This window comes from Granulicella aggregans, assembly GCF_025685565.1.
In the GTDB taxonomy this organism is placed as follows: Bacteria; Acidobacteriota; Terriglobia; order Terriglobales; family Acidobacteriaceae; genus Edaphobacter; species Edaphobacter aggregans_B.
Genome location: NZ_JAGSYE010000001.1, coordinates 1,548,252 through 1,561,476, shown reverse-complemented (window position 1 = coordinate 1,561,476; position 13,225 = coordinate 1,548,252). Strand labels below are relative to the sequence as shown.

The window sequence follows — 13,225 nt, the reverse complement described above, 5'->3', positions numbered from 1 at the left end:
CCCCTACACCCTAAACCTACCCCCTAAACCCTGCCGCTCACGTACACTAACCCCCAACCAACATGAATCCTTACGCAGCCGTCCTGGCCGTCATCAGCATCACCCTTCTCGCCGTCTCGCTCAGCCGCGTCAACAAGACCAAGACCAAGGCAGACTACCTCGTCGCCGGCCGCAGCTTGCCCGCCTTCGTCCTCATCTTCACGCTGCTCTCGTCGTGGATTGGTTCTGGATCACTACTGGGAGGGGCGGAGAACGCCTACAAGCACGGCTTCGCGGCCCTCTGGCAGTCAGCCGGAGGATGGGCCGGCCTCATCCTCATCTACTTCATCGCTCCCCGCGCCCGCAAGTTCGCCCAGTTCACCATCCCCGACCTGCTCGAAGCCCGCTACAACCAGACCGCCCGCGTCCTCGGCGTTATCGCCATCCTCTTCACCTACACCGCCATCACCAGCTACCAGTTCATCGGCGGCGGAGACATCCTCCACCTCATCTTCCCCGACCTCATCACCGCCAACCTCAGCAAGTACATCATCGCCGGCTTCGTCATCGTCTTCACCGCCATCGCCGGCATGTCCTCGGTCGCCTATATGGACGTCGTCATCGGCCTGCTCGCGACGGTCTCCATGCTCGCTTCACTACCCGTCCTCATCCATCTCGCCGGAGGTCTGAGCGGCATCCACAACGCGCTTCCCGCCAGCCACTTCCAGGTGCTCGGCGACCTCTCTTTCGCGCAAGCGATGGAGATCTTCCTCCCCACCTGCCTGCTCATGCTCGGTAACCAGTCCATGTACCAGAAGTTCTTCTCCGCCAAGTCCGAGAAGGCCGCCAGCCAGGCTGTCGTCGGCTGGTTCATCGGCGCTGTCATCCTTGAGACGGTCATCGTCGCCATCGCTGTCGTAGGCTCCGCTCTCTTTCCCACCGGCGAAGTCCACTCCCACCCCCGCGAGATCCTCGCCTACACCGGCATGCACGGCCTTCCTTTGTGGATGGGAGTCGTCCTCGTCGGCGCCATCTTTGCCAAGATCATCTCCACCGCCAACAACTACCTCTTCTCCCCCGCCACCAACCTCGTCAACGACGTCTTCGTTCGCTATATCGCCCGCGACGCCTCCAACAAGCGCATCCTCATCGTCAGCCGCCTCATGGTCGTCCTGCTCGGGCTATGGGCGCTCTACCAGTCGCTGCACACCGAGTCCGTCCTGAAGAAGGCGCTCTACGCCTACACCATCTACTCCGCCGCGCTCACGCCGGTCATCCTCGCCGCCTTCTTCTGGAAGCGGACGACCGCCACAGCAGCGGTGATCTCCATCGCCCTGGGAACGCTGGTCACCATCACCTGGGACTCTGCCTTCATCCACGCCCATCTCCCCACCATTCTCACCGAGCGCGACGCCATCTTTCCGGCACTGCTCACCTCACTTTTCTCGCTGGTCCTCGTCAGTCTCATAACTCCGCCGCCCTCGGCAAGCCAACTCGCTCCCTTCGCAGAGGGTTGAAAGTTCATAGAAGATATTTACAATCACACTTCTGACAGCGAATTCCGTAACCAACAACCGCCTGGCAGGAAGGCGCATCCACCCCGAAGCAAGATCAGGAGACGATAGATGACACAAGTTACAGAAAAACTCACCCTCGGCGCGGAAGCTCTCTTCCTCAATCCGGCGTCGCTCGACCTCGAAGCCACGGCTACGTCCTTCCTCTTCGAGGCCTCTCTCGACAGCCTCTTCGCCGCATCCGTGGATGATGACGATGATGAGGAAGATGAAGACGACGAAGATGATGAGGATGAGGATGAGGACGAAGAAGACCTCGACGAAGAAGATGACTTCGATGAAGACGACGAAGATGATGAGGATGAGGACGAAGACGAAGACGAACCCGAGTACGACGACGAGGATGAAGACGAAGATGAGGATGACGACGAAGAATAGCCTCGCCCCGATGACCCTCGCTTAGCGCGGCAGCCGAGACCCTACTTTGTTCCGCAACAGAGACTCCGTCTTGCTTAAGGGCACGGCTTCAGCCGTGCCGTAAACTTCTCACTTGCCCGGCGGCTTTAGCCGCTGAGGTACGCCTTCTGAAGCATGCTGCGGCTTGCACACTTCGTGCAGGCCGCACCTCTACCCCGCCAAAGACAGCCGGACTTCGGCGACACAGCCTCTTCCATCCTCCCGGTTCGTCAAGCCCACACTTCCCTTGTGCACGATAAGAATCTGCTGCGCCAGCGCCAGCCCAATCCCCGTCCCCTTAGGCTTGGTTGTATAAAACGGCACAAACAGATTCACCGGATTCAGCAGCCCCAGCCCATTGTCCGTAATCCGGATCGCGACCTGCCCTGCCTCAACCTCCCATGCGACAGAGACCTCCGCATCAGTCTCAGAAGCCTCCCCCGCCGCCTCTAAAGCCGCATCCACCGCATTCTGCTGCAGGTTGATCAGCGCCTGCTGCATCTGGTCCGGATCGACGTGCACGACCACCTCCGGCCCCGCAATCATCCGCACCGCAACTCTCAGCTCCAGCAGAACCACCCGCTCCAGCAGCAGTCGCAGCGGCACCGCCTCCAGCCTCGGCGCCGGCAGGCTCGATAGCTGCTGATACGCCTGCAGAAACCGGTTCAGAGACGCCGCGCGATCCTCAATCACCGCCAGCCCGCGCTGCAGATCGCGATTCAGGTTCGGCCCGCTCTCAACGCCCGCAGTCTCCGGCAGCCGCCCCCGCAGACTTCCGGCAATCGACTTGATCGGCGTCAGCGAGTTATTGATCTCGTGCCCCAGCACCCGGATCAGCCGCCGCCACGCCTGCCGCTCCTCTTCCCGCAGCGCGGCTCCCACATCCGACAGCACCAGCAGCAGATGCGGCGCTCCCCGCAGCCGGAACGTCGCCCTCCGCACCACGTATCGCGTCGCATCGTTCGCCTTGGCTGAGTTAGAGTACTGCCCTTCGTCCGCCACATCCAGCAGCACCCGCAGTCCCAGTTCCTCCGCGCTCTTTCCATCGGATGCCGGTCGTACCAGACCAAACGCCCTATCCGCCGCGGCATTGTGCAGCCGCAATCGGCCCAGCGAGTCGAACGCCAGCACCGGCGACTGCATGGAACTCATCACCCGCTCCACCAATGTCAGCGCCTCCAGAGCAGACGACCGCTGCGCCTGCAGCGTCCCCGCCAGCGCATTGATCTCGAGCGCAAGATCGCCCAGCGCGTCTCCCCTGCGAGCTCCACGCGCACGAAACGAGAAGTCGTCCTCACGCAGCGCCGCCACTACGTTTGCCAGCGTCTGCATAGGCCGCGTGATCAGCTCCATCAACGAGCTCGCAGCCAGCAGCCACGCCAGCGCAAAGACCATAACCGCCGCAACCATCGCGGTGATCGAAGCGTGTTCAACCACCATTAGCCAGCCCCCCAGCACCACCGCCGGCAGGGCCAGCGCCACCATCCACAAGGAGAGCCGCCGCTCGAAGCTCAGCCGCCTGCCGGTCTTGCCAAGAGGCATTCGCCGCCGCTGCTGCGAGTTGGGAACTATGTCAGAGATATTGCCGCCCGCTGCTTCGCTTCTTCAGATTGAAGTTCGTTCAAGAGTGTAAATCCCGTCATCCTGAGCGAAGGCACTCGCAGCTTGCTCGCGATTGCCGAAGTCGAAGGACCCCGATACCGTTCGTACAACCACAACCGCTCGGACCTTTCTTCCAACAAAGCTCAGGCGCGGCGATCTCAAATCCCATACTTCTCAATCCGCCGATACAACGCTCCCCGGCTCAGCCCCAGAGCATCTGCCGCATGACTTACATTGCCCTGGCTCCGCGCCAGCGCCTTGCGGATCAGCACCGCCTCCACCTGCTCCAGCGACATCTCATCCAGTCCCTGCGACGACGCCACCTTGGCAGTCTGCAGCCCGAGGTCCGCCAGCTCAATCCGGCTGCCCCGCGCCATCAGCACCGCGCGCTCCATCGTGTGGTCCAGCTCGCGCACATTGCCCGGCCAGCCATAGCTCATCACCATCTGCAACGCCGTCGGCTCAAACCCCTCCACCGAGCGACGATACCGCGCCGCATACCGCGATAGAAAGTGCGCCGCCAATGCTGGAATGTCCTCACGCCGCTCGCGCAGCGGAGGCACATGAATCTCCACTGTGTTCAATCGAAAATAGAGATCGCTGCGAAACGTCCCCGCTTCCGACTCCGCCCGCAGATCGGCATTCGTCGCCGAGATCATCCGCACATCCACCTTGCGCGTCGTCGAAGACCCCACCCGCTCCAACTCGCCCGTCTCCAGCACCCGCAGCAGCTTCGCCTGCTGCCGCAGCGGGATATTGGCAATCTCATCGAGAAACAGCGTCGATCCATTCGCCAGCTCGAACCGCCCAATGCGGTCGGTCCGCGCATCGGTAAACGCGCCCTTTACATGCCCGAATATTTCGCTCTCGAACGTCCCCTCCGGTAGGGCGCCAGTGTTCACGGCGACAAGCTGCCGGTGCGCTCGTGGCGACAGCCGATGCAGCGTCTGCGCCACCACTTCCTTACCCGTCCCATGCTCACCGGTCACCAGCACGTTCGCACCCGAAGGCCCAATCCGCGCCAGCAGCTCCACCACAGGCCGCATCGCCGCCGCCGTAGCAATAAACTCCGGCGCACCCTCAGCCCTCAAGATACGGTTCTCCGCCTCCAGCCACTGCGCCCGCTTTTGCGCCGCATACAGCTCAAGCTGAGTCCGCACCACGGTCAGCACGCGCGCGTTGTCCCAGGGCTTCTGGATGAAGTCCCGCGCGCCACGCCGCATCGCCTCCACCGCCAGGTCGATGTTCGCCCACGCCGTCATCACGATGATCGGCAGTTGCGAATCGCGCTCCTGAATCGCCGCAATCAGGTCGAGCCCCTCGCGACCGGAGGTCGTATCCCGCGTGTAGTTCAGGTCGATCAAAACCCCATCGACCTGTTCGTGCGACAAAAGCTCCAGCACCGCCGCCGGACTATGCGCCGTCAGCAGTTCGAACCCTTCAGGCTCGAGCAAGAGCTCAAGCGCTTCAAGAATCTGCGGCTGATCGTCCGCCACCAACAGACGGCACTTATTACTTGAAACTCCGGTCATAAGACCTTTCTAAACATGTCCTGCCGGGGCGCTCACGCGCCTTTCTAACGCCTCGCGTGGCACTCCCGTTGGTCGGCATAAATATTTCCGTCCCGACCAACGGCCGGCCCGAGCGAAGCCCAACACGCGTCACGAAGTGACCGCCCCGCGCGCAGCGGGTCTTTAGCGTCCTTGCGAACTTCCATTCCTCGCCGATTCTACCGAAATCGAATTCTCCTCAAGCGTTGTCCCCACCGACCGCTGCAGCTCGATCTTCGCCTTCTGATATGCCGTCCTTGCCGCCAGCAGCGCCGACTCCGCCGTGGCCAGGTCCTTCCGGCTCGTCAACGTCTGAAACGCCGATCCCGCCCCAAGCTGCTGCTCTTTCGACGTAATCTCAAACGTCTTCTGCGCCAGCTCCCGCGCCTTGCCCGCCGCAACCACCCGAGCCACGCTCTGGTCCAGCGCATACTGCGCGTTGCGCACTTCGATGCGGATCTGCTTTTTCAACTGCTGCTGCCGCAGGTCCGCCTGACGCGACTCCAGCTCCGAACGATACTGGTCCGACTTCGCAATCCGATTGCGAATCGGAATGTTCATCTGGAAGCCAACGTAATAGTCCGGTGACGAATTATTGAACGCATTGTTCAACGCTCCGCCAAATCCAAGCGGAGCGTTCGAACTCACCCCTGCGCTCGGATTCCCGAGGCCCGCCAGCCCCGCACCGCCATACTGCCCCACCAGGGCCAGCGATGGCAGCAGATTATTGTTCGCGGCCTTTCTGCTGATGTCTCGGTTCTGCAGGTCGATCCCCGAGATCGCCACCTCCACGCGATGCGCCAGTGCCTGCGCCACGATGTCCTCCGTAGCAGCGCCCGCCGGTGCGGTCGTCCCATCGTCGGTCGAAACGTTCACCGGCTTCACCGGCATCGCCTCCAGAATCGGGTCGTCGAGGTTCTTCGTAAGCGCGTTCTTGATCAGCAGCTCCTGAAACTTCAGCGTGCTCTTCGCGATGCTCACGTCCTGTTCGCGATTGGCAACCTCGGCCTCATCCTTCATCACATCCATCGCAGGAATCGCCTGCAGCTCCAATTGCTTTCGCCCACTCGTCAAAGTCTGGTTCGCAAACTCCAGCGACCGAGACTTCACCTGCTCATCCTCATACGCCGCTACCAGATCCCAGTACATATTCGCGATCTGCGTGACCGTCGTGATCACCTGCAACGAGAAGGCAGCATCCGAGATCTTCTGATTGTTCCGCGCAATCCGCAGGTAACGTAGATTTGGCCCCAGCCCAAACCCCGCCAGCAACTGCTGCTGGAACGTCAGCGTATACGACGCATCCAGCTCCGGCTTCAGATAGGTAAACGGGCTGTTGTTCGTATTCCGCTGGTTGTAGAACTGCGCCTGGAACAACGTCCCGGTTGGAAACGCCTCGTAGTATCCAAAGTTCCCCGTATACGTGATCGACTTCAGGGCCTGCACGCCATACACCGTCGTATTCGAGAGCGGCTGGGCGACGTCGCTGTAGTTAATGTTTCCCGTGATCGCCGGGTCGTACGAAGACACTGCCGACCCCGTGCCGAGCGTCGACTGCACAAGTCCCGAAGCTCCCGCACCCGCACCACCCGCGCCACCCGACGTTCCACCCGCACCCGCGCCCGAACCACCCGACCCAAAGCCTCCAACGCCGCCGCCCGGCGTGTTCTGCACTACGCCCGTATTGACACCGCGAAACACGCCGCCAGCCTTGGTCCGCAGCACGTCGGCCTGCGCAATCGGAATGTTGTATCGGGCAATCGCAAGGTCAAGATTGTTCTCGAGTGCCAAGGCAATTGCATCCGTTAGCGAAAGCTCCAGCACGCCGTCATGCACCAGCGCATCGATCCGCGCGGAGTTCGCAAGGTCTGGCAGCGGCACGGTCGCCGGCCGATACGCATCGATCGGATTGTAAGAATGCGGCACATCCAGCCGCAGCGTCGGGCGCGGCGCATTCACCGGAAAATTGGCCTGAGTGCCGACCGGAGCATTGGCCTGCGCATAACCCATCACCGGCACAACCGCAAGCGTAGCCACAACTCCCAAAGCCGCCGTCATTCTGAGCGCAGCGAAGAATCGCCGCATTGGCACCCTTTGCGCCACATTCATCACACCGCCGCTCATCCCAAACTCTCTCATCGTCTCAACCATCCCTAGCCCTTCACTTCCGCATTCCCTGTGTCCATCGTCAACCAGCCATCCCGAAGCTCGATCGTTCTTGTCCCATAAGTCGCATTCAAGTCCGAGTGCGTCACCTGCACGATCGTCGTGCCCTCGTCATTGAGTCCGCGAAAGAGCTCCATAATCTCCGCCGCCTGCGCCGAGTGCAGATTCCCCGTCGGCTCATCGGCCAGCAACAACGCAGGCTTATGAATCACCGCTCGCGCTATGCCCACAAGTTGCTGCTGCCCGCCAGAAAGCTGAGAAGGAAACAGGTCCTTCTTGCCCACGATCTGAAACTTGTCCAGAGTGTCCGCCACAAGAGACTGCCGGTCCGAACGCGAGATGTCCTTGTACGAGAGCGGCAGGTCGATGTTCTCCGCCACCGTCAGGTCATCCAGCAGGTGATAGCTCTGAAACACCATCCCAATCTGCTTCCGCGCGAGATCCGCCCTCTGCTTGCGGTTCATCGCGTGCACCGCAAGGTCCTTGAAAAAGAACTCGCCCTTCCACGAGTCATCGAGCATCGCCAGGATATTCAGCAGCGAAGACTTCCCCGCCCCGCTTGGCCCCATCACAGTCACAAACTCACCTTCGCGAATCGTCAGGTTGATCCGCCGAAGGATGAAGTTCTCCGTGTTCCCCGTCTTGTAAATCCGCTCAAGATTCTTCAGTTCAATCATTTCGTTCCCTTTACTCCCACTAACTCTGTCTCGATAACCATCAGGGTCTCGTTAGCTAACGACATCTTGCGAGCCTCACTGTTTTGCTTAATGGCAGGTTTGCTTAATGGCAGGGCTTCAGCCGTGCCATAACCGTCTCCGTAGCCAAGCGGCTTTAGCCGCTGAGGTACGTCTTCGAACTCCTCACTGCGACCGCAGCGTCTCCATCGGATCCAATCGCGAAGCCCGATAAGCCGGCACGACGCAAGCAACCACCGAAACACCAAACAACAACACCGTCATCCCCGTAAACGTAACCGCATCGAGCGCCTTCGTCGCAAACAGCAGCGTAGCCATATACCGCGTCAGCGCAAACGAAGCCCCCAGCCCCACCACCAGCCCCGCCACCGCCAGCAGCATTCCGCGCCGCAGAATCAGAGAGAGCACGTTGCCCCGCTGCGCTCCCAGCGCGATCCGCAGCCCAAGCTCCATCGCCCGCTGCACGACCATGTAGCTCAGCACCGCATACAAACCAATCGCCGAGAGCACCAGCGCAATCCCCGCGAACGCCGAGATCAGGATCGTCTGAAACCTCTGCTGCGCCGTGCTGCGAGCTAACAGGTTGGTCCGGACAGCGTAGACCGGAAGCGTCGGGTCCATCTGTGCCACCTGGGAACGCACTGTGTCGATATAACTGCCAGGGTCGCCCGCCACACGAAGCGCGAAGGTCGGCTGCCCAATCGAAGCCTGCGCGAACGGCACAAAGTACTCCGGGATGGGCGCTTCGGCCAGGCTTGCGCGAACTACGTTCCCGACGATGCCGACGATCTCCTGCGGCTGGCCGGGGCCGTCCGGATCGCCCGGAACGGCGGGAGCGAGGCCGGACGTGATGCGCTTGCCCACCGCGTCTTCGCCAGGAAAGAAGCGGTCGGCAAAGGCCTGGTTGACGATGACGACGGGAGGGCTGCCGGGCCGGTCCTCCGCAGCGGTAAAGAAGCGGCCGCGGCGCAGCGGCATCTCCAGCGACCTGAAGAAATTGGATGCCACGACGCTGGCGCGTGCGCTGGGATCTTCTCCCGGAGGGTTGGGCCTGCCCACGATGGTGAAGGTGATACTCATGTCGCCGCCGGTGAGCGGCAGAGGATACGCGTAGGTTGCCTGCTGAACACCGGGCAACGCGGCCAGCCGCGATTGCAACTGCTGGATCAGTTGCAGCGCCCTCTCGTCCTGGAACAGCTTGGGCGACATACCCACACGGAAGGTGATCAGGTGCGTCTGGTTGAAGCCTGGGTTGACGTTAAGCAGCTTGTCAAAGCTGCGAATCAACAGGCCGGCACCGATGAGCAGGACCAGGCCAAGCGCCGTCTCGCCGATTACGAGCGCACTGTGCAACCGGTTCTGGCTGCGGCTGGCCGTGCTCGAACGGGTCGTGTCCTTAAGCGCCAGCGCGGGGTCGAGCCGCGACGACCGCCACGCGGGAAGCACACCGAACAGCAGTCCGGTCGCCAGCGATGCCGCAAGCGAGAAAAGGAAGACACGCGAATCGAGCGAAAGCTCGTGCAGCCGCGGAAGATCGGCGGGAAGCACGCTGGGCGCAATATGAAGTACGAAGGCCGCGAGCGAAAATCCAACGGCACCACCGAGGAGCGAGATCGTGAGCGATTCGATGAGAAGCTGGCGAACGATCTGCGGCCGAGTCGCGCCCAGCGCCGAGCGCAGAGCCAGCTCCGAACGCCGCGCTGCGGTGCGCGTAAGCAGGAGTCCGGCCACGTTCGCGCAGGCGATCAGCAGCAGGAAGCAGACGCACGCAAACAGGATGTTCAACGGTCTCCGCACCGCGCCGACCAGGTCTTCGAGCGCCGGTGTGACGCTGACTGCCGTCTCGGTCTTGTCGTCGAGATAACGGGCCGCGAGCGAGCCTTGGATCGTGTCCATCTCCGCCTTGGCCTGGGTGCGCGAGACGCCGGGAGCGAGTCGCCCGATCACCTGAAGCTGGTTCCAGCCGCGCTGCTTCGCGGAGGGGTTCCTGCCCTCGTGCTCGATGGCGGGCGTCGTCCACACCTGCGCGTCCGGTGCGTTCGGAAACTGGAAGGACGCGGGCAGCACACCGATGATGGTGTAGCTCTGATAGCTAAGATGAATGGTCTGGCCGATTGCCGCCGGGTTCGCGCCGAATGCGGACTGCCAGAGACCGTGACTGATAAGGACGGAACGATTGCCCGCGCCTTCCTCGGAGCGGGTGAAGGTACGGCCGAGCGCGGGGCCGACTCCAAGGACGCGAAAGAAGTCCGACGAAACAGTCATGCCGTCGATCCGTTTCGCGGGGGAGTTGTCCAGGGTGAGCGTGAAGGAGTTGCCTTGCCACGACGCCATGCTCTCAAAACTTCTGGCCCTCGCCCGCCAGTCCTCGAAGTTCGGAAAGGAAGTCTCGTTCGGCATGGTCGCCGGAGCGGTGCCTCCGCGCGACGGCGAGAGCGTATCCAGCGCCATAATGCGGTCGGGATGCGCGAACGGCAGCGGCTTCAGCAGCACCGCATCCACCAGCGAAAATACTGCGGTCGCGGAGCCGATGCCCAGCGCCAGCGTCAGCACCGCCATCAGAGTAAATCCCATGCTCTTGCGAAGCTGCCGAAACGCGAACCGAACGTCCTGAATCAGTGTGAACATTTGTAACTCCAAGAGTGCCGTATCTCCAAAAATGTCTTTGTTCGACTACCAGTCATTCCGGGTGCCCCATCCATCGCATTCTCATCGCGATGGGTGGGACGTAAACTTTCACTCCGTCCTTAAAGCTTCCATCGGCTCCAACCGCGAAGCCCTCCGTGCCGGCAACCAAGCCGCAAACGTCCCCACCACCAGCAACAACACCGGTGCCCCAACCAACGACACCAAGTCATACTCCTTAACGCCAAACAAAAAGCTATGCAGCATCCGAACCGCCAGCAGACTGATGCCTACACCCGCCAACGTCCCCGCAACGAGAAGAACTCCCGCCCCACGCAACACCAGCGAAAGGATGTCCTCCCTCTGCGCTCCCAGAGCCAGCCGCAACCCAAGCTCCCGCGTTCGCAGCGTCACCAAATAAGCTAGCAAGCTGTACAGCCCCGCCAGCGCGACGATCAGCGCAAGCCCACCGAGCGCCTCCAGCAGATGCGCCGCCAGAATCTGCGACCCCATCGCATCTTCAACGATCTGGTCCATCGTGCGAATCTCCGCGTCGGCAAGGTCGGGATTGAACTCCTGCATCACGTGATGCAACTCCGGCTCCATGCTCTTGGCGTCGCGTGAAGAGCGCAGCATCAACTCGGCATGGGCCTTCAACGTCGACTGGTAGAAGCCATCTGTAGGCTTCATCTGCGCGGCGTTCAAATCGATCTCCGGGGCAGCGGCCTCCGCCACTCCAACCTGGTGAAATTCGTCGATCACTCCAACGATCTTGAAAGCTCGTGAAGGCCCTCCCGTACTCGTCCCCATACTGATCGAGAAGTCGTTGACGCTCGCGTTTCTCGCCTCATAGAGCCGCGCAAAGGCGCTGTTCACGACAGCCACAAGCTGTCCATCCGGCGTGTCTTGTTCGTTGAAGTAACGACCCCGCAGCATTCGAAACCCAAGGACCTGTTGTAGCTCTGGTCCCGCCGCACGCATATTCGCCGTGATGGGCGAGGACGGCGCACCCCCCTTGGCCCGCTTGCCCATGTCCAGCGTAAGCCGCATCGTGAAGCCTTTGTTTAGAGGCGCAAGCGTCGTGATCGCAGCCGACTGAACCCCGGGAATCGCCTTCAGCTTCTCCAGCAGAGGCTTGTAGACCGTGGTATTCGCGTCCAGCTTTGCATACTTGTAATCCGGGAGACGCGGCTCGATTGCAAAGACATGCTCCGTGCGAAACCCCAGCGGGACCTGCTTCAACGCAAACACAGTCCGCAGCAGCAGACCGCAGCAGACCAGTAACACCAATGTCAGCGCAAGCTCGGACACAACCAGCACCCGCTGCAACCGGTGCTGCTGACGCCCCATGCCCGTCTGCGCGCCGTCCTGACGCAGTACCTGGTCCACAGCGACGCACGATGCGATCCGCGCCGGCACAAACGCAAACAGCGCCGCGCTCACCACGCTCAACGCCAACAAAGCAGCCAGTACCCGCGCATCCGGCCACAGAGAAAGGTATGGGCTAAGCTGCGTCGTCAGACTATGCCGGAAGAACCGTAGCGTCATCTGCGAGAGCCCTAGCCCCACCAGGCCGCCCGCCAGGCTCAGCACCAGCGACTCCGACAGCGTCTGCCGCATCAGTCTCCAGCGGCCCGCTCCCAGCGCCGACCGCACCGCCATCTCGCGCCGCCGCGCCGCCGTCCGTGCCAGCATCAGGCAGGCCACATTGGCGCAAGCGATCAACCACAGCGCTCCGACCGCGCCCAGCAACGCAAGCAGCGCCGTCCGCTGGTCCTTCGCGTTTAAACTTTTGCGATACTCGACCGGCTGAAAATGCGTTGGCGCCAGCAGCGAAGCGATCGCACTCGAATACAGCGGCAGAACGTCCTTCTGGATCGCATTCAACTCGCTCTGAATTGCCTCCATCTTCACGCCCGCAAGTCGCCGAGCGACCACCTGAAACATTGGCGCATCGAAGGCCCGAGTCGTCGCCGCAGCGTTCAGCGCAGCCGGCATCCATACCTGTGCAGGCGGCCCATCGGCGGGAAACGCAAAACCGCGCGGCATCACGCCGATCACAACCGTCGGCGTATCGTCGATGCGGATCGTCTGCCCCACAATCCCCGCGCTCGCATGAAACTGGTTGCGCCACACCGTGTCGCTCAGCACGACAACATGCTCTCGGCCGGACTGCTGCTCTTCCTCGGTAAAGAAGCGTCCCATCGCAGGAGCATTGCCTAGCACTCCAAGCAGATTCGCGCTTGAAGTCACCGCGCTCACCTTCTGCTCGGCATTCCCGGCGAAGAGGTACGCGGCATTCTCATCGTGATAAGCGATCGCGCTCAACGTATGCGCCCGCGCTTGCCACAACGAGATGTCCGCGACATTCGACCAGCCCTCGACGCCCTGGGCGTTCGTGTTGTTCAGCCGTACCAGATCCTTCGCGTCTCTATACGCAAGCGACCGGAACAGCGTCCCCTCCAACACCGTGAACATCGCTGCATTCGCGCCAATACCCAGCGCCAGCACCACCACCACGCTCACCGAAAACCCTGGGGCGTGCTTCATCTGCCGAAGCGCGTATCTGAAATCCTGCAACAAGGAACGCATAAAAATACCTCTCTCACTCTGTCGTGCCCATTCATTCCGGGTGCCC

The 13,225-nt window shown here is 61.7% G+C and carries 8 protein-coding genes; 2 read left to right on the top strand and 6 right to left on the bottom strand.

Annotated elements, in window-relative coordinates; all coding sequences use genetic code 11:
• The first annotated feature begins 62 nt into the window (after positions 1–62).
• Positions 63–1,496 (top strand): sodium:solute symporter family protein, encoded by a 1,434-nt coding sequence (locus tag OHL18_RS06185; protein WP_263373948.1) that lies wholly within the window; start codon positions 63–65, stop codon positions 1,494–1,496.
• Between the two features lie 108 nt (positions 1,497–1,604).
• A complete protein-coding gene (locus OHL18_RS06180) occupies positions 1,605–1,931 on the top strand; it encodes a hypothetical protein (protein ID WP_263373947.1) in 327 nt (108 codons plus the stop codon).
• A 189-nt stretch (positions 1,932–2,120) separates the two neighbouring features.
• On the opposite strand, the gene OHL18_RS06175 is transcribed toward OHL18_RS06180, so the two are convergent.
• The 6 genes from OHL18_RS06175 to OHL18_RS06150 form a co-directional block, all read right to left on the bottom strand.
• A complete protein-coding gene (locus OHL18_RS06175) occupies positions 2,121–3,491 on the bottom strand; it encodes a sensor histidine kinase (protein WP_263373946.1) in 1,371 nt (456 codons plus the stop codon).
• A gap of 218 nt (positions 3,492–3,709) precedes the next feature.
• Positions 3,710–5,083 carry a sigma-54-dependent transcriptional regulator gene (locus tag OHL18_RS06170; RefSeq protein WP_263373945.1) on the bottom strand — a complete coding sequence of 458 codons (1,374 nt, stop codon included), beginning with the start codon at positions 5,081–5,083 and terminating at the stop codon, positions 3,710–3,712.
• A gap of 162 nt (positions 5,084–5,245) precedes the next feature.
• Positions 5,246–7,252, bottom strand: coding sequence for a TolC family protein (locus OHL18_RS06165; protein WP_263373944.1), 2,007 nt, complete (start codon positions 7,250–7,252; stop codon positions 5,246–5,248).
• A gap of 2 nt (positions 7,253–7,254) precedes the next feature.
• The gene (locus OHL18_RS06160) at positions 7,255–7,944 is read right to left on the bottom strand and encodes an ABC transporter ATP-binding protein (protein WP_263373943.1); all 690 of its coding nucleotides are present in this window, start codon (positions 7,942–7,944) and stop codon (positions 7,255–7,257) included.
• A 183-nt stretch (positions 7,945–8,127) separates the two neighbouring features.
• Positions 8,128–10,590 (bottom strand): ABC transporter permease, encoded by a 2,463-nt coding sequence (locus tag OHL18_RS06155; RefSeq protein WP_263373942.1) that lies wholly within the window; start codon positions 10,588–10,590, stop codon positions 8,128–8,130.
• A 108-nt stretch (positions 10,591–10,698) separates the two neighbouring features.
• Positions 10,699–13,179 (bottom strand): ADOP family duplicated permease, encoded by a 2,481-nt coding sequence (locus tag OHL18_RS06150; protein WP_263373941.1) that lies wholly within the window; start codon positions 13,177–13,179, stop codon positions 10,699–10,701.
• Positions 13,180–13,225: the final 46 nt, after the last annotated feature.